The sequence below is a fragment of the Variovorax sp. V118 genome, from assembly GCF_041154445.1.
Lineage (GTDB): Bacteria > Pseudomonadota > Gammaproteobacteria > Burkholderiales > Burkholderiaceae_C > Variovorax > Variovorax boronicumulans.
This window is the reverse complement of sequence record NZ_AP028663.1, coordinates 1,630,912-1,648,527: the sequence shown is the minus strand read 5'-3', so window position 1 is coordinate 1,648,527 and position 17,616 is coordinate 1,630,912. Positions and strand designations below refer to the sequence as shown.

Below are 17,616 nucleotides of genomic sequence, written 5' to 3'. Positions count from 1 at the left end.
TCAGGCCTCGCTGCCTGCGGTCTGGCGGCTGGCGAACTGCTGCAGGTCTTCGACGATCTGCTTTTGCGACATGATGCTCAGGTCGATCACCTCGCGCGCCTGCGCCACGTAGTAGGCCAGCTGCTCGTCGCTACGCGCCAGCGACTTGCCCAGCGCGCCCTCGATGCGCTGCAGGTGCGCCACGAGCTTGTCGTTCGATTCGCCGAAGCGCTGCACGGCAAAGCCGAAGGCCTCGCCCAGGCTCGCCACCTCGACCGCGCCGCCGGTGATCTGCGCGGCGATGCCGGCCATCTTCTCGGTCTCGCTCTCGACCTTCTCGGTGAAGCGGCTGCCCACGCGTTCCATCATGTCGGCCGAGGCCGTGACGAGCGCGTCGATGGCGCTGCGCTGCTCGGTCGAGGCATGGTTCACCGCGCCGAGCAAGGTTTCGAGCGTGCCGAGGATGCGGCTGCGCTCTTCGAGCATGTCGTTGTCGCGCGCCATGCCGTCGGACAGCTTCTGGCGCAGCTCGGCGATCACATCGGCCGCGGCCTTCGGTGCTTCGGCCGCCACCTGCAGCAGCTGCGCGACTTCGGCCACGGTCTGCTTCGCATTGGCCTCGGCCTGCGACGACATGTCGCGCACGGTCTGCGCCAGCGTCTCGCTCATCTGCTGCTGCTGGCTCAGGCTGTGCGCGCCGGCCTGCTGCCATTCCTTCTGCAGCGAGGCGGCCATGGTCTCGAGCGAGCCGCTCCAGGCCGCGAGGCGCTGCGCGTCGCGCGTGGCGAGTTCGGTCTGCAGGTTGGCGTGCGCCTCGCGCACGGTGTCGAGCAGCGACGCGGCGGCGCGGGGTGCGTCCGACGCGGCCTGCAGCAGCTGCGCGACTTCGGCGACGGTCTGCTTGGCGTGCGCTTCGGCCTGCGCCGACACGTCGCGCGCGGCCTGCGCCAGCGTATCGCTCAGCTGCTGTTGCTGGCTCAGCGTGTGCGCGCCGGCCTGCTGCCACTCCTTCTGCAGCGACGCGGCCATGGCTTCGAGCGACTGGCTCCAGGCCGACAGGCGCTGCGCATCGCGCGCGGCCAGTTCGGTCTGCAGGCTGGTGTGCGCTTCGCCCACGGTGCGCAGCAGCGACACCGAATGCTGTTCGAAGGTGGCGGCGGCGGCGGCGAGCGCCTGGTGCGAATCGCCCGACAGTTTTTCGCTCACGCGCTGGTGCTGCGCGAGCGCGCTGCCCCAGGTGTCGGACACGCTGCCCACGGTGCTTTCGAGGCGGGCGGACACGCCATCGACCAACGCGGCCGAGCGCTGCTCGAAGGTTTCGGCAAAGCGTTCGAGCGTGCCGCGCAGGTCGCTCGACAGCGCCCCGCTCGCGCGCTCGTGTTCGGCCAGCGCGGCCTTCCAGGTGTCGGCCACGCCGGCGGTCGAGGCCTCGAAGCGGCCCGTGAGGCCCTCGAGCTGCCGTTCGACGGCCTGCGCCATGCCGCCCTGCAGCGAGGCCGCTTCGCGCGCGATGCCGAGCATGGCCGCCTCGACCACGGGTTGGATCGTCGCGCCGGCGATGCGGGCGGTGTCGGTGAGGCTGTCCTTGAGCGAGCGATCGACCGACGCGGCCAGGCCGCTGTACGCGGCTTCGGCCTTCTGGTGGAAGCTGTCCTGGCTGGCGACGAGGCGCTCGTTCTGTGCCTGGCCCTGGCGCTCCAGCGCGGCCATCATGGTCTGCAGCTGGCCGACCAGTTCGGGCATGACCTTCGCCACCGGCTGGATGGTTTCACCGGCGATGCGGGCGCTGTCGGCCAGGCTGTCCTTGAGCGAGCGATCGACCGAAGCGGCCAGCCCCGTGTACGCGGCCTCGGCCTTCTGGTGGAAGCTGTCCTGGCTGGCCACGAGGCGGTCGTTCTGCGCCTGGGTCTGGCGCTCCATCGCGGCCATCATGGTCTGCAGCTGGCCGACCAGCTCGGGCATGACCTTCGCCACGGGCTGGATCGTTTCACCGGCGATGCGGGCGCTGTCGGCCAGGCTGTCTTTCAGCGAGCGGTCGACCGATGCGGCGAGCCCCGTGTAGGCGGCTTCGGTCTTCTGGTGGAAGGTGTCCTGGCTGGCGACGAGGCGTTCGTTGATCGACTGGCTCTGGCGGTCCATCGCGGCCACCATGGCCTGCAGCTGGTCGACCAGTGCGGGCATCGCGTGGGCCTGTTGCTGCATCAGCTTGAACGACTCTTCGCGGCGGTGCGCCAGCGAATGGCCGCGCAGCGACGTGGCGATGAGCGTGTCGAGCGACTGCCCGGCCAGCAGGCGTTCGCTCCGGCACAGCGCCGAGGCCAGGCCCAACATGGCCGATGCGGCCACGCCCGCCACCGAGGTGCCGAAGGCCAGGCCCAGGCCGCGCACGGGCGCCGACAGCGAGTTGCGGATGGCCTGCACGTCGGTCGCGCTTTCGAGCGCCAGCCCCGTGCCGTTGAGCGTGACCACCATGCCCAGGAAGGTGCCCAGCATGCCCAGCAGCACCAGCAGGCCCGCGAGGTACGGCGTGAGCGCCGGGCCCGGCAGGCCCACGCGCTCGCCTTCGATGCGCAGGCGCACCGCGTTGCGCAGCGAGGGATGCAGGCCGGCGAGCCAGTCGCCGAGGCTGGCCGGCGGCGCCGACAGGTCGTCCACCGCGTGCGAGAGCGTGCCGGTGGCCTGGTGGAAGCGGTGCAGCTCCAGCGCACCCATCAGGTAGAACGCGCCGATCAGCGCCGTGATCACCAGGGCCAGCGGGTTGTGGCCGACATAGCTGGCACCGACCCAGCACACGACGGCCAGGCCCACGAGGAAGACGGCGTAATGGAAAAATCTGTTCATGGAAGCTTGTTGTCTCTTATGGGGCTAGCGATCGCGAAGGGCTTCTAGCAGGCCTTCGACCGGTTGCATGCGAATGTCCAGCTCGGCCCGCAGCACGCTTTGCATGTCACGGCCGAACACGTCCAGCCAGCCGGCGGCGGCGGCGGTCGCTGGCGGCTGGGGGTTGTCGGGGTTGGCGTCCTGCGCGGCCTGATGGGCCTCACGCAAACGCTTGAAGTGTTTCTCCAGCAGCGTGGGCACGCTCGCCAGCAGGCTGCGTTCGCGCGCGCCCACCACTTGTTCCAGGATGGCGTCCACCGCGGCCAGCCGGGCCAGCTCGGGCGAGCGGGTGGCGAGCCGGGCCCGCAGACGCGCGCGCAGCGGTTCGATGGCCGTTTCCATGGCCTGCTGCCGCGCGAAGTAGCGGCGGCGGTACGGCGGAAAGTCGTCGTTCGCGCCCGGCAGCACCGAGGCCACGCCGCCGTCGGCATTGCCCTTGGCCAGCGCAGCCTTCAGGCGCGCGCACTCCTGCGCCTCCTCGGCGCCCTCGGACGCCCGGACGCCGGACACGGCGACGCCCAGATCGGAATCCAAAGCTGCAGACAAGGAGATGGCGTCGGTCCAACTGAACCACTGACTCAAACGATCCGCGAGGGCTTGCCTGGATTCGGAACGTCGATGTCGCTCAATTGAGCGAGCAAGCGAGTGAGCGCCGAGCCGGTGAAGCCTGTGCGCCGTGACACTTGCACCATACCGCGAGAGAGGGAGAAAACCGGGCAGTTTACACCGGTCAACTGGCGGCTTTCCCTCTGTGAACTGGTGCACACGAAGCGCGGGAGAAGTGAAACGGGGTGTGACAGGAGCCGAGGAAATCCGGGCCTTCCCACCACGTTCCTTCTGCCTTTTTTTGGGCGGTCTATGAGCGATTTGAGCTGGCCGCGGTCGGGCTCGACGAGGGCCTTGCGATCGAGGGTGATGTCGATCCATCCGCCGGATGACGCGAGGCATACCCCGTCATCTGCTCAAGTTGCTTTTGTCGCTCGGCAATCGCCAGTTCTCGCGCGCGAGGGCCATACCGTCCGACCGAAAAAGCCTTGCTGACTGATTTCTCGGGGCTGACTCTGGTCATCGCGATCCACATCGGATTCTTCCCGCCCGGCTCCTCCCGAAAATACACCCCCGCCACACCACTCTTGTTGTCGCGCCGCACGCGCTGGGCGATCTCGCGCTTCAGCACCGGCAAGTGTTCGCGCACGAATTGATCTCGATGCGCCTGGGCATGCGCCAAGGCACCCTCGCGACCGCCGTGGGTGTTGAAGTAGAACGCCTTGACCATGCGCACCTTGTTACGGCGAATATCGACGCTCCAATAGTCGTCGTAGCCGTAGATTCCGTACATGGGATTGGGATTGGGGGTGCCTCTTGGCATGGATGCTCCGAAAGATCGCGCCGCTTTGCGAACTCAATTGATCTGCGTGTTGCGCATCTCCATGTGCTCGAAATAGCTGCCAGTGAAGTCCACATGTTCTCCGCGCAGGCCATCGGCCTGAACCGTGGTGCCCGTGCATCCCAGCACGGCGACATCGGACCAGTGACCTCCATCGAAATTCAAGCCGTTCCATTGGCAGTTGTTGAACTGACAAGCGCTGAGCCGACTTTGCTGGAACTGTGACTGCGAGAAGGTGCAGTTGGAGAACGTGCACCCGGAGATGGAAATGCCCTCGAAGTCGCACGTGGTGAAGGTGCAGCCCGAGAACTGGCATCCGGTCCAGCCGGCCTGCTTGAACGTGCACGCAGCAAAGCTGGTGCCGGTGAAGACAGTGGTGGCGAACTGGGCGAGGTTCAGGTCCAGTCCGGCATAGGCATAGCTGTCGGCCATGCCGGCAAGACCTGCGGGGGCACCTCCGGCGCCTTTGCGCCAGAGGTTGTGGTTTTGGATGATCACTTGGGAGGGCATGGTCTTGGGCTCATTGATGGCAACACATCAAGACATTTGGAATTTCAATAAAAATCAGAATTGGCAAACAAGATGTTATTTCCAGCAGGATCTTTCAAATAAATCCACTCTCCGTATGGCTGAGAAACGCTTCTTATAACAAGATCACTGAAGCTCTTGAATATCAAGTCCTGCCAATCGAAAAACTCTTCATCCCAAGAAGAAATCAGACCGAATGCCACCACGGGAAGGTCCGCGTCATCGACCTCCTTGTAGGCGCGCAACAAAGAGTTGTTGTCACGAAAATTCAGGACCAGAGACGGTGCGGAGCTGTGAGTCATTCTTGCGATTCTGAGTCCAGACCCATCAACATCATCAGTCGCAAGGGAAAATCCGAAATTCCTATAGAACTCAATGCTGCCCGGAATGTCGCTTGCATGAAGATGGATCAATACTCTAGCCATTTAAATCTCTCAACACCCCTTCGACACAGGACGACGAAATTCCCATCAGCAACACAGCCCCAAGATTATTCACACCGAATGTCGCGCAAAATCGGAGGCCTTCCTAGCGATTGTTGAAAAATTCAAATCACAACTTCGCCAAGATTAGATTTGAAATTTCATCGATTTCCTGGCTAGAAAACGAATCAACCGGATCGATCTCCGCACCATATGCAAGATCAATCTTAATATTAATACGCCTCCCCAAAAATCGGCAACGCAGCACATCTGCCTCTGCAATAGAAACCATCTCCTCAAGAAGAAGGCCCTCGGCTTTTAATCGATCAATTGATCCTTCAACTTCCTCAATCGCAAGTGCATGGAATTCCTTCATCATAGGCGCCTTAGCTTGCAAGTTAATTCGCCATCAACGCGAAATTTCAGCCGACATCCTGATGGATGCTCCAACTCGAGATGTCGAAATTCAGATCATCCTCGAAGCTCTCCGAGATTATTTCTATTAAATTTCCAGAAGGATCCATGATTCTCGCAAAATAGAATCCAGGAGTGCATGCAAGCATGTCAAACTCAACCCCTTTTTCTTTCAAATTTCGGCAAAGACTGGGAAAACTCTTCTCGACGAAAAATTCATAGAGCGACTCTTTATTTCTTCCACCCCTCCTTTGGCAGAATTTGAATACTTAAAGAAAATTGCCAAATTTGAATGATTCGGCACTCGCAGGATATTCAATTCCAAATCTCGTTCATAACCCAGAATACCTTCATAGAAATCATTCATCCTATCGAGCATTCCTTTTCCCCGGAGCATCGGAATATGAATAGTGAATGGCTTCGTCATCTTCCGTATCGTCCTTTTGCTTTGGGGCGAGAGCTTTCTTTCGAGCTATCTCTTGCAGCCACGGCCGCACACTGATTGTCTCTGCATGTCATGCCGCCGGCCCTACTCCGCACCTCTCCATCGAAGCGCCCAAAAGCTTGAGTCACGGAATTTCGATACTTCCTAACATCCTGAATTCGTTGCGCAAGAAATTGAGGCACATAGACGCAGCAGAGGCTTCCACCGCAGTTTGCATCCCCTCAGAACCACGTGTTCCCGCCCCTCGGATCGATAACAGATTCACCCCATTTAATTCAAACCAAGGAGGCCAATAGGGACGAAAAATCTTCCGTCAATTTTTCGACATTTCCATAAAATTCATTGCCTGCATTTTCCGCCTCGATTTCGTGTCTCCAAAGATATATTCCGGAGAACCCACCATGCCCTCCGACAAACATCAAAATCAAATCCCCGCCAACCGTTCCTCCAATAGGAATCGAATTTGACGGTATTCGATTTTCATACCCAACAAGCTTCGATCGAATGGTTTGAGAGATATTTTTCGGACCATCAACAGCAAAAAATTCGCTCAGTGAAATCTTTTTTCCATTCAAAACAAATCCATTTCTATCTGGCACCCCGCCGTTAACCGTAGACAAAAATTCTCGATAATCTTCTGGCAAACGGCCAAAATCGGCTTCAAGCTCATTTATTTCAGCCTCGCTCGCCGGCCCTATTTTCGATGCGGCAAGAAGCTCTTTTTTAAGAGATTTTTTATACGGAATTCCAAGTTTTTCAAACTTTGAAAGTTCAGCCTCACTGAGGCCCAGCGATTTAAAATTGACCATGAATTATCTCCTGGTACCACAAACAGCGGCACCTCCGGTGTGCCGAACCGCGTCATGAATATCGGCGGGAATAAGCTGGAGGCGCCCATCATACTGCGTATGATGCCAGCGGTAGCCTGGCGGCGCTTTTGATCCAAATCCGTTATTTGCACCAAATGCTGCATCATTTGCACCCCTGAAGTCTGCATCGTCGTTATTGAAACTTCCAACATTCACTTTTTTCACCGCATATCTGGAAAAATCGGGAAACCCCATCATATTAAACGGGACGCCATGCGGATACTTGCCACGAACACTGGCCGGCAGATCGGAGCCGGTCATGGTTTTGCCCGCGAAACAGTAATTAAGCGGCCTTCTGCCGTTCACTGGACGGACGTGTGCTCCTGCGTGTGTCGGTGCTCCTGTTTGCGGTCGGCGCGGCTTTAATCCAAGCGGGTCAAGCCATTCAACTGGGTTTTTCGTATATGCGTAAAAATTCGAATCCCCGAAAAATCCAATCGGATCACTCGATACAAACCGCCCACTGTGCGGATCGTAGTAGCGATACCGGTTGTAGTGCAGCTCCGTTTCCTCGTCGAAATACTGCCCTTGGAACCGAATCGGATTCGTGATCCCCGCGCCCCCTGCCGCCTTGCTGATCGCCTGCTTCGCCTCGCCCCAGGCCTTGTAGTTCGCGCTCCAGCAGACCTGGCCTTCCGAGTCGGTCAATTCCTGTGGCGTGCCGAGGTGGTCGCACTGGTAGAAAGCGATTTCTTCGGGCCTGAACGGTTCGGCGCTGGCTTGCTGCAGTCCCTGCCCGTTCCATAGCGGGTCCTGCTCGATGTCGTAGGCCCCGCCGTTGGCCTGCATCAGCGCCTTCACGTCGGTGGTGGGGCTCAGATGAAGGGGCGCCTGTCTTCGCACCTGCGCCAGCGGCACGAAGCTGTCCTTCTCGTGGACGTAGTGCACGGTGTGCGCCTGCTCTCGGGCCCTGGGGTCCAGCGGCGTTGCGCTTTCGTAGGCGAGGTTGTCGCCGTCCCAACCGAAGAGGGTCTCTCTCGATCCGCTTGTCTTGGCAATGCGCCGGCCCATCGGGTCGTAGCGGAAGGTCGTGGTGCCCTCCTCGCTCTTTGCGCTGACCATGCGGTTGAAGCCGTCCCAGCTGAAGAGGGTCTTCTGCCCGTTCTTCGTCCGCTGGATGAGGTTGCCGTGCGCATCGTATTTGTAGCTCGTGCCTGCGTACTCTTTGAGCAGGTTGTCCAGCAACTTGCCGGGGGCCACGCCCTGTTCGCGCGCGAGTGCTGCCGTGCCGGGCTCCTTCAGTACCGGGTCGGCGATGTTGCCAGCAGGGTCGAAGGCGAACACTTCCTTGCCCAGTTGGCTCTGGGCCTCGAGCAATCTCCCGACCGGGTCGTAGCGGTAGTCCAGCCGCCCGCGCCGGCTGTCGCCGATGCCGGTGAGTTGACCGGCTTTGTCGTAGCGGTAGCTGCGGCGGATGCCGATGGCGGCGGCGCCTGTGGTGCCGGGAGCCGGTTTCGTGTGGGTGATCTGCTGCTCGAGCAACCGCCCGGCAGGGTCGTAGGTTTGCGTCTGGGCCAGGCCGTTGTGCTGCTGGCGGCCGACTTCACGGTGGAGGTCGTCACGTTCCAGGCTCAGGATGTCCTGGCCGTCGAGCAGCAGGCCGTGCACATGGCCGCTGCCGTAGGTGAGCCACTCCTGGGTGTGGCCGTCGGGGCGGGTGCTGCCGACTCTCTGGTTGAGTTCGTTGTAGCGGTGCTGCCAGATGGCGGTGTGCCCCCTGGCGAGGTCGGCGTGATGCTCACGGGTGAGGTTGCCGGCGGGGTCGTAGAACCATTGGAGCTTAGCGTCCTGGTTCCGGGCTTCGACGAGACGGCCGTTGCCGTCGTAGGCGAAGGTTTCGGCTTGGGCTGCGGCCTCGCGTTCGACAAGTCGACCCAAGGGGTCGAAGGCGAGTCGGGTGACCTGCCCTGCTTCTGCCACTTCGGTGAGCACGCCGCTGGTTTCTTCGTAGCGGTACTGGGTCACCTTGCCGTCGAAGCCGGTTTCTTCGAGCAGGCGACCGACGGGGTCGTACTTGAAGCGGTAGTGGCTGCGGTTCTCGTTGTCGAGCTGAGTGAGGCGCCCCAGTTTGTCCCAGTGGTAGCTCAGCGTGTGGCCTGCAGCGTCAGTGCGCCCAGCGATGAGTCCCGCATCGGCGTAGCGGTAATGGGTGCTGCGCGCCAAGGCGTCGGTGTGCCTCAGCAGGCGGCCCTCGGCGTCGTGGGCCAGGCGCTCGCTGGTCTGATCGGGGTGGGTCACTTCTTCGAGCTGGCCGGGGTGATTGGCACCCGCCTGGGCTGCCGTCAGCGTTTGCTCGTCGAGCGTGGTGTAGCGGTACCTGGTGACCTGGCCGGCGGCGTCGGTGCTTTGGGCGAGGCGGCCTTGAGGGTCGTAGGTCCAGGTGGTCGTCTTGCCCGAGCAGTCGGTGTAGCTGGCGAGTTCGCCGGTCGGGGTGTAGGCGAGCTTCTTGACCCCGCCCTTGGCGTCCGTGATCTGCACCGGCCGCCCGGCCTTGTCGTAGGCGTACTGGGTCTTGTGGCCGAGCGGGTCGGTTTCCTCGGTGAGGTGACCCTGCGGGTTGTAGTCGCGCCGCCAGGCGCCGCCTTCGGCATCGCGCACGCCGGTCAGGCGGCTGAGCTTGTCGTACTCGAAGTGGACCTGGCTGCCATCGGCCTGCGTGTGGGTTTGCAGGTTGCCGGCGTCGTCGTAGACATAGTCGTCGGTCGTGCCGTCGGCGTGCACATGGCGGGTGATGTTCTTGGCGTCGTCGCGGAAGAACCACTCCTCGTTCTCGTCCGGGTGGATGACGCGGTAGGTGTAGCCAAGGATGTCGTAGTAGATCCACGTTTCCTGGCCCAGCGCATCGGTCACATAGGTCAGGCGGATGTTCTCATCCCACTCCAGGCGGGTGTCGAAGCTGCCGTCGTCCGCCCATTCACGAATCGCCTTGGCCTGCGCCCCCGTGCCGTCGTAGGCCAGGTTCATGCCGCGGCCGGTGCGGTCGGTGTAGCGAGTGATGAGGTGGTGGCTGTACTGGTAGGCCCAGGCGGCGCCGTTCTCGTCCTGCGCCGCGACCAGGTCGCCGGCCTCATCGTGGGTGTAGGCGGCGAGTTGACGAACGACCTGCCCGTCTTTCAGCTCCCAGACGGATTCGATGCGCCCCGAGATCGCATGCGGCCGGATGCCGACGTGTGCGAGCGTGACGTCGCCCTGCTTGCTGACGACATCGCTCAGCACCTGCTCGCCGGAAGGCAATGCATGGTCGTAGCGCAGGCCGATCGCGGCGCCGTCCTTGGCATGTTGAGCCACCAGACGGAAGTGCTGCTTGCCTTGGGTGGCGACTTTGCTGCTGACCGTGTCGACGAGTTCGTAGCTCTCGCGCCAGTCAGCCGGTTCACCGGCGGGCAACGGCTTGCCGAAATCGAGCACCAGCAGCGTGTCGCTCACACGCGTGGCACTGAATTCCTCGATGGCGTTGCGATGGCTTTGGCCCACGGCCAGCCAGGGGATGTCGTGGCTGCGGCCGTCGGCGGCACGGTAGACCAGAGCGCGTCGGCCCTTGGATTCGACAACGTCGATGCGCGTCGTGTACGGGATCAGCCAGCGCGCACCGAAGCTGCCCTGGTCATAGGCGTCGAGGTCACTGCTGTAGGTGCGGTTCCATTCGATGGGCAGCGTGGCGGGCAGCACGAAATCCGTGTGGGTGAAGCTCTCGCTTCCTGTGGCGAAGCTGATGGAATTGCGGGTCTTGGCCTTGGCTGCCCCCTGCTTGCAGCAGTTACCGCTGCCGGTGGCGCCAGCCTGGGTGTTCACGGCGCCGAGTTCGTGACCCGGCCTGGCGGCCTGCGCCTGGGTACCCCTGGTAGGCGGCACCACAGCGGCACGCTTGGCCTTGAATTTCTTCACAGCGGCAAACAGGCGCTTGAGCAGCCACATGATCGAGCGCTCGGTCTCGGCGCTGGCCAGCGCCATCAACTTGGCTCGCAGCGCCCCCTTGAAGTCGGTCAGGCTGCCGATGACGATGTTGACCACCGCCTTGGCCTTATCGGGCAGGCGTGCGGCCGCCACCTTGACGGCGTAGTTGGCCGCCTGTTTGGCATAGCGGTCCGCGGCGGCGAGCATGCGGTTCCACATGCTCTCCTTCTTCGGGTTGTAGGTGTTCCTCTCCGGCTTGGGGCCCGCGATCTTGAACAGGTCTTCGCCGCCGGTGCAGCGGCGCAACACGCTGATGAGGTCATCGACAACGCCATCGGCCTTGTCCGCGCAGTTGTTCAGGATGCCCGAGAGCTTGCTCATCGCACCGTCGACAAACTTCTCGATCTCGCCTGCGATCTTGTCGTTGAGGTGCATCACCAGCACGGAGATCAACGCGTCGCCAATGTTCGAGGCGCTGTGCTTGAGCTGCTGTTTGACGAGATGCAGTGCCGGGCGCAAGCTCATGCGGGCAGCCGCCATGCTCGGCGGTGCAGGAATAACACCGATCAGGTTGATGCCCAGGTTGACCCACGCAAGAAAATCAACAGCCTCTTTCTTGATGAATCGTCCGCTGATCAGGACGATGTCCATGATCACGTCGATCAACGCCATGATGTTGCCGATGACAGGCAAGCTGCCGGCCACGGTGCTCAAGCGTTCCAGCGTGACGTAGTCGTTGCTGATATCGCGCAACCACTTGTCGAAGCGCGCCGCGCCGGCACCGATGTCCTGCGGCGCGATGGCGTTGAGCGGCGCGACCGCGGTCTGCTTCTCGCGCGGCTTGGTTTCCTGCGGTCCCTGCGTTGCCATTTTTTGTGCTTCCTCGATCTGATTTGTTCTCTTCAGGCCCTCGCAACCGGCGGGCCTGTGTCGCCGTCAACCTGCGAAGCCGGGCGTTCTGCCGGTGATGGCTGTCGCAGGGTTCGCGCCGCCAAGGGCGGCAGGCTGGGCAATGCGCCAGGCAGCTTGGGAACGACCGACGCCACCGCACCGCTCACGCCGCTCTGCGCCGCGGCAGCTGCACCCGCCAGCCCGCCATTCATGCCACCGGCCACCACACTGCCGGCCACGCCTGCTGCAGGCGCACCCATCGGGCCAAGCGCGCCGCCAACGGCCTTGCCAATAGCCTGGTCGCTGCGCCAGAGGCCAACTGCCCCACTTGTCCCAGCAATGCCTGCGCGCCGCCTTGCTGCACGGCTTGGACTGCCGCAACGGCTTGTTGCGCCGTTCCGGTCATCTGGCCGATCTGTCCCAACGCGCCCTTGGCTCCGCCCAGAACGCCCTTGGCCGACAGCAGGTTCGCTGCAGGCAAGCCCCCTGCATCGCCCACAGGGCTCGTCGTCGATTTCTCGTCCAGCGGCTTGGGTGGCCATTCGTGCGGTGGCCCGAAGTAGCTGCCCTCGTCCCAGGGATCGCGCGGATCCGGACCGAAGGTGATCTTGGCGCCGCCGATCGGCAGCCCCGACACCGTCGCGAAGCCTTTGGCATCGAGGTTGCCGCTGTGGGTACCGCCTTCCGAATCCACCACGGTGTACTCGCCCTGCTTCACGGCCTGCCGCGGCGTGCCATCGCTCTTGATGTAGTGGTTGTGCAGATCCAGTTGCCCTTTCGGCAGCTGTGTCGGCTCCGGCAGCTTGGGTGACCCTTTGCTATTTGGGCCGACCAGGCTATGCACGGCCGCATGCTCGCGCCAGATGCCGTTGGTGCCGCTCTCGATGCCGCTCGCGTTCCAGCGCGTGTAGCTGGTGCCGCCATTGACCAGCACCTCTTCCTTGGCGGTGATGGTGATGCGATTGGCCTCCATTTTGATGTCGAGCTTGGCGATGACATTGATGCAACTCTTGAGGGCAGTGATGTCGATGTCCGCCGCTGCCGCCACCAGGCGAATGCCTTTCTCGAACGCTGCAATGCGCACCGCTTCCTTGGCACTGACCAGCAGGCTCTTGCCCGCGGCAATGCTGGTGTGCGCCCCGCTGGTGATCGCATGGTGCTCGGTGCTCACCAGATGAATCGAACCACCCGTGGTGGCCTCGATCCCCGAAGGGCTGGCCAGCACCACATGCGGCTCGTTGAGTTCGGGGAACTCGCCCTCGGCCTTGTTGCCGCCGCCCGAACCCTTGATCGCATCGTTCTGCGCCTTCAGGCTTTGGGTCACCTCGTCCTGGTCGCCGGCCTCGTGCGCCTTGGCCTGTTGCGCCGCTTCGCTCAAGCCCTCGTGCAGCTCCCGTCCCTGGGTCAGGCGCTGCACCGTCTCGCCCATGTCGGTGATGTGGGCCTGCGCGTTGGCGCGCGCCTCGGTGCTGATCAGGAGCCCGTCCTGGGCCCGGATGGCGCCGTGGCCGTCCGTGCGCAGCTCGAAGCCCTGGCCTCGGGCGTCCTTACGTCCGGTGTTGTCTTCGATGCGCGTGATGTGCCCCAGGCTCAGGGAGCTGCTGTCATGGTCGCTCTTGAGCTGCGCCTGGATCTTGCCTTCGGTGTCGTCCAGCAGCAGGTGGTTGCTCTTGCCGCCGGCCTCGTTACCGCTGGCGCCTGCGAGTTCACGGCTTCTGAGTCCGGTCAGGGCCTTTTGCTCGGGCAGCTTCCACGGCGGCATGCGCTGCGCGTTGTAGACCACACCCATGACGATCGGGTGGTCGGGGTTGCCGTCCAGGCATTGCACGATGACTTCCGAGCCGACGCGGGGCGTGGAGACGGCGCCGGTCTCGCCACCCGCCCAGGGGCTCATCACACGCACCCAGGCGGAGCTGCGTTCGTCGCTCTGGCCTTCGCGGTCCCAGTGAAATTGCACCCGGATACGGCCGTACTCGTCCGTGTGGATGCTGCCCTCGGCGGACGGCCCCACCACGGTCGCCGTCTGCGGCGCCATCACGCGCTGCTCCACGCTGTGAAAGCCGCGACCGGGGCGCCAGGGAACGAAGCGGCGGCTGCAGCTGAAGCGGTTGCTGTATTGGGCGAGCTCGCCTGCGCCTTGCAGGTAGTTGTTGCTCGCGCTGTGCTCGATCTCCAGGATCAGGAATTCGCTCTCGGGGCCTGTGCCCTGCGTGCGCCCGAAGTGATCGGTGAGGCGAAAGTAGCGCCCGGGCAGTACTTGCCGGTTGTTGCCGCGCGCATCGAAGTGCTTCGCAACTGCTTCGATCTCTTCGACGCGCCGCTTGGCAAGCGCATCGCCTTCGCGGCTGGTCTTGAAGTGCCGGTGGCCGCCGTATTCGTGCACTTCCAGCTGAGGGACGTCGCCTTGCTGGTTGCCGCTGGGGGTATCGGCGTGCTGGGCTCGCGGGTTCTTGAAGTCGAAGGCGCTGACGGCCGTGTGCCCGGACACGAGGGTGCGTGCAGCACTCCACTGGTGGATAGCATCTTCTTCCTGGGCGCCACCTTCGCGCTGGAAGCGGATGTCGGGCGTCGGCCCGTCCACGGCTTCGGCCAGTGTGGTGTCGTCGGCGAGAACGAGGGTGTGGCCTTGGGCCGTATGTTCGTACCAGTAGCTGTAGCCGGCGGCTTCCCAGCGCCGATGCAGATAGTTGTGGTCGCTCTCGCCTTGGGCACCTCCGCCTTGAGCGGCCATGGTGATGGGGAGGTCTTCGCTGCGGACTTGCCACTTCCATTGCGGCAGGGTGTCGTAGTCGTTGAAGATCGCTTGGGTCTGCTCTTGCAGGTTCTGGCGGTGGAACAGGCGGTTGTTCGAGCGCAAGCGCAGGGATCTCAACCACGGACCAAGCCGGGCTTCGTAGAAGGCAAGGTTGCCGTCGGTCTTGACGAGACGGAAGGCGAAGACGATGCCGGTGAAGTGGCGCAGGCTGCCGTCCGCACGCACGAGATCGATGCACAGCATCTTTCCCTGCAGATCCTTGAGCGCCAGGTCGGCATTGCTCGAGAGCAGCTCGGCCGTGTATTCGAAGTCGCGCGACACGCCTTCGCTGGCCTCCAACCGGTTGACGACCAGCCGCGCACCCGCAGGTTCGCCGCCCTGGGGAAACGACAGGCGCAACAGCCTGTCGTGCTGACGGTCGAGAAATGCCCCCCCGCTCTGGATACCTTCGGCCATTTGGCTCTACTCCCTCACAAGAAAACTGGTTGAAGACCACCGCCATCGGGTGGCGGCCTGCCGGTATCTGCCATGCTCGTCACAACGCCTCAGGTCGCACAGCTCGCGACGAGGGCCCTTCGATTCTTCGCAGGCCTCGTGCTTGCGATGCGCCCCGCCACCTTCTGGCATTCGGCAAGGCTTTGCTTGCCTGACGCAGCATCGTCTTGACCCGTTCTTTTCACAGCATGCAGGTAATCACTTGCCGCCTCCTGCCATTTCTCTTCGGGCCAGCCAGCGATGGCACTGAACACCGCTCTCTCACCCCTTGCCCAGATCGGATCCCCTCTTGTTCTTGGCGCGACCGCAGCGGCGAGATCTGTGGCGCGCATTCCTCCCACGCACCACTTGAACCGTCCTTTCGCCCGCTCCAGGATGGCCTGGGCAACATCCATGCGACGCTGGCTCAGGGCATAGACAAAAAGATGTTGAAGCGCCTCCTCTCCGACCCGAAAGGGAGGGGCCCGATGCTTGGCGAGCACGTCAAGCATTTCCGTCCGCAGGGGCTTCTGAGCCTCCTCCTCTGCACCGACGGCTCGCAACTGATTGACTCGGCTCTGGTCGATCGGCGGCATCAGCCATGGCGTGAGATCGTCCCGTTGCGCGAGCCGCACCACGCAGTGGGGCTGCTCCAGGTCAGGTGAATCGCCCCCCCAGGATGGGCGCTCGCTCGCAGACGCCTGCGCTTCGATCTGGGTCAGGTAGTGGTTCATCACGCGCCATGCGTTGGCAGTGAACGCTTCGCCGAGCAAGCCGGTGTAAGCCAGGTCGCCAGGACCTTCCTCCACTCGGCACTGGGTTGAATGGAACCGCCCCTGAAGGTGTGACGGTATGGTGCTGTACAGGGACAAGCAAGCTTGCCCGGCATCAGACAGTGCGCCGAGGTCGTCAGCATCGATTGCTTTGCGGATCTTCGACGTCTGCAGCTCAAAGGCAGCCTCCCACGGTGCGATTTCCACTGCATCTTGCATGAGTCTTTCTGCAGCGAACTGCTCTGATGCCCGCTTGTTGCCGATCCCCCAGGCCTGAAACAAGGCGATGGCCGCAACGAATGCGACAGCCGCCCACCTGGCCTTGACGTTGAGAGCCGCAACGACGCCGAGGCAAATGCCATACGCGATGGCAGCCATGCCGGCCCACAGCAGCCCATCGTAGGTGTCGGGAATTTGCACGCCGCGCACCCCGCCGATGGCACCGAGCCCGTAGTAGAGGCGGTGCCCGATCCAGAGACCGCAGAGCACTGGGCCGACAACAATCAGTGCGACTGCGATCAGTGCGAGCGTGCCCCGCCGACACACCCCAGATCGGACACCGTTCTTCTTGCATTCGTTCTCACCGCGCTGATCGGACATTCGCAGCCTTCTCGCGCCTCAACGTGGCAGCTTGATGTTGGAGCCTTCCAGCTTCAAGCTGCGGCCTAACCTCTTTAGGTCGGTCATCCCGCTTTGCTTGAACTCCTTGATCTGAGCTCCGCTCATATTCACGGACTTTGTGAAACTCACATCGTCCAGTTCCAACACCTCCGCGCGAGTGTTCGTGAAATCAGCTTCCCCAATCTCCACCTTCCTGAGTACAAGATTTTTAGTATTGAGATGCTGAGATTGCAGTTGGGGAATCTTGCTATCACGAATCAAAATAGATTGACTGACGTTCGAGGTACGGGTCGGATCCTTAAGAGAAAATCCGCCTGCGATCGTGACCCCGTCGGTGCCGTTACCTCCTCGTATCGAGCCTGCGCCGAAGATCGTTCTCTCAATCGCGATGGCCCTGATCCCACCTGCGAAGGCCTCGAATACGTCCATGCCGTTACCTGTGATCTTGCTGTCTCGCACAGTAAGACTTTTGGCTTTCTTGACGTAGCCAAGGATCACGCCGGCAGTCACTCGCTCCATCAGGATGTCGCCGTTGACCGTCGCGCTTGTCATGTTGAAAGTGCCTTCGATGAGAGTGTCGCGGATGGTGAGGGATTGGAAGTCTGCGGGCACCATGCTGAAGTCGCCACGCAGCTTGCAGTCTTCAATCAACACGTCAGCGAAGACTCCGCCCGACTCCTTGCTTCGGGGGGTGCACTTCATATCTTCAAACTCGCATTGCCGAAGCGTGAGCTTTGCGTGTCCTTCAATGACAAAGTACTTTGCTGTGCAGCCAATGAATTCCGCTTCGCCATCGCTGCCGACGCCTCCCCAATGATTCCGATCGGGATTGGTGCCAACGAACCGACAAGACTCAAAAACAAGGGCCGTGCTCTTTTCGCCGGCATACCCTATGGAACCGTCCGTCCATGCGCATCGCAAGAAGTGAACGCGGTTGGTTTTGCCGTACCCAAAGATGCCAGAGAACCGACAGTCTTCATACCGCACGTCCGTGGAGTTTCCAATCTTGATCTGATACGCACCGACGAAGTCGCAGTTCTTGAACAGGATGTGATTCCAGTCAACGTACTGAAAACTCTCACCGCTGATCTCCGCGCCCTCAATGGTGAGTAAGGCGTCTCCGATTTCCTTTTTTCGAAGCTCTGGGTCCTTGAGGTACTGAAAGATCTTTCCAAACTCGCGGATGTTCTTTTTGGACGTAGCCATGTTGCAAGCGGTCAAGAGTGGGCTTGAGGAAATGAACAGCGCAGGAAGCGCAGTCAGAGCGGATCGACGATTCATTGA

Annotated in this window: 11 protein-coding genes and 1 pseudogene; all 12 read right to left on the bottom strand. The window is 62.0% G+C overall.

Features of this window, described 5'->3' with window-relative positions; all coding sequences use genetic code 11:
- The 12 genes and pseudogenes from ACAM52_RS07440 to ACAM52_RS07385 all read right to left on the bottom strand — a co-directional run bounded on the left by ACAM52_RS07440 (position 1) and on the right by ACAM52_RS07385 (position 17,538).
- A complete protein-coding gene (locus tag ACAM52_RS07440; RefSeq protein ID WP_369646596.1) occupies positions 1-2,820 on the bottom strand; it encodes a DUF802 domain-containing protein in 2,820 nt (939 codons plus the stop codon).
- A gap of 24 nt (positions 2,821-2,844) precedes the next feature.
- Positions 2,845-3,551 (bottom strand): annotated as a pseudogene (locus ACAM52_RS07435) (DUF3348 domain-containing protein).
- A 164-nt stretch (positions 3,552-3,715) separates the two neighbouring features.
- The gene (locus ACAM52_RS07430; RefSeq protein ID WP_369646595.1) at positions 3,716-4,198 is read right to left on the bottom strand and encodes a hypothetical protein; all 483 of its coding nucleotides are present in this window, start codon (positions 4,196-4,198) and stop codon (positions 3,716-3,718) included.
- A 63-nt stretch (positions 4,199-4,261) separates the two neighbouring features.
- Positions 4,262-4,756, bottom strand: a complete 495-nt coding sequence (locus ACAM52_RS07425) for a pentapeptide repeat-containing protein (protein ID WP_307585201.1) — start codon at positions 4,754-4,756, stop codon at positions 4,262-4,264.
- 44 nt (positions 4,757-4,800) lie between these two features.
- Positions 4,801-5,076: a hypothetical protein gene (locus ACAM52_RS07420; protein WP_369646594.1), complete on the bottom strand. Its 276-nt coding sequence runs from the start codon at positions 5,074-5,076 to the stop codon at positions 4,801-4,803.
- Positions 5,077-5,326: 250 nt separating this feature from the next.
- Positions 5,327-5,572 (bottom strand): hypothetical protein, encoded by a 246-nt coding sequence (locus ACAM52_RS07415; protein WP_369646593.1) that lies wholly within the window; start codon positions 5,570-5,572, stop codon positions 5,327-5,329.
- A gap of 210 nt (positions 5,573-5,782) precedes the next feature.
- The gene (locus ACAM52_RS07410; RefSeq protein WP_369646592.1) at positions 5,783-6,037 is read right to left on the bottom strand and encodes a hypothetical protein; all 255 of its coding nucleotides are present in this window, start codon (positions 6,035-6,037) and stop codon (positions 5,783-5,785) included.
- 293 nt (positions 6,038-6,330) lie between these two features.
- Entirely contained in the window at positions 6,331-6,864 is a 534-nt protein-coding gene (locus ACAM52_RS07405; RefSeq protein WP_369646591.1) for an SMI1/KNR4 family protein, read from the bottom strand.
- 3 nt (positions 6,865-6,867) lie between these two features.
- Positions 6,868-11,688: an RHS repeat-associated core domain-containing protein gene (locus tag ACAM52_RS07400; RefSeq protein ID WP_369646590.1), complete on the bottom strand. Its 4,821-nt coding sequence runs from the start codon at positions 11,686-11,688 to the stop codon at positions 6,868-6,870.
- Between the two features lie 229 nt (positions 11,689-11,917).
- Positions 11,918-14,920 (bottom strand): type VI secretion system Vgr family protein, encoded by a 3,003-nt coding sequence (locus ACAM52_RS07395; protein WP_369646589.1) that lies wholly within the window; start codon positions 14,918-14,920, stop codon positions 11,918-11,920.
- A gap of 89 nt (positions 14,921-15,009) precedes the next feature.
- Complete coding sequence (locus tag ACAM52_RS07390) at positions 15,010-16,311, bottom strand: hypothetical protein (protein WP_369646588.1); 1,302 nt, start codon at positions 16,309-16,311, stop codon at positions 15,010-15,012.
- Positions 16,312-16,329: 18 nt separating this feature from the next.
- Entirely contained in the window at positions 16,330-17,538 is a 1,209-nt protein-coding gene (locus ACAM52_RS07385) for a hypothetical protein (protein ID WP_369646587.1), read from the bottom strand.
- Positions 17,539-17,616: the final 78 nt, after the last annotated feature.

Coding starts and splice junctions, on each gene's coding strand:
- ACAM52_RS07385 (WP_369646587.1), bottom strand. CDS start 17,538: ATGGCTACGTCCAAAAAGAACATCCGCGAGTTTGGAAAGATCTTTCAG.
- ACAM52_RS07390 (WP_369646588.1), bottom strand. CDS start 16,311: ATGTCCGATCAGCGCGGTGAGAACGAATGCAAGAAGAACGGTGTCCGA.
- ACAM52_RS07420 (WP_369646594.1), bottom strand. CDS start 5,076: ATGACTCACAGCTCCGCACCGTCTCTGGTCCTGAATTTTCGTGACAAC.
- ACAM52_RS07410 (WP_369646592.1), bottom strand. CDS start 6,037: ATGACGAAGCCATTCACTATTCATATTCCGATGCTCCGGGGAAAAGGA.
- ACAM52_RS07425 (WP_307585201.1), bottom strand. CDS start 4,756: ATGCCCTCCCAAGTGATCATCCAAAACCACAACCTCTGGCGCAAAGGC.
- ACAM52_RS07400 (WP_369646590.1), bottom strand. CDS start 11,688: ATGGCAACGCAGGGACCGCAGGAAACCAAGCCGCGCGAGAAGCAGACC.
- ACAM52_RS07415 (WP_369646593.1), bottom strand. CDS start 5,572: ATGAAGGAATTCCATGCACTTGCGATTGAGGAAGTTGAAGGATCAATT.
- ACAM52_RS07430 (WP_369646595.1), bottom strand. CDS start 4,198: ATGTACGGAATCTACGGCTACGACGACTATTGGAGCGTCGATATTCGC.
- ACAM52_RS07405 (WP_369646591.1), bottom strand. CDS start 6,864: ATGGTCAATTTTAAATCGCTGGGCCTCAGTGAGGCTGAACTTTCAAAG.
- ACAM52_RS07395 (WP_369646589.1), bottom strand. CDS start 14,920: ATGGCCGAAGGTATCCAGAGCGGGGGGGCATTTCTCGACCGTCAGCAC.
- ACAM52_RS07440 (WP_369646596.1), bottom strand. CDS start 2,820: ATGAACAGATTTTTCCATTACGCCGTCTTCCTCGTGGGCCTGGCCGTC.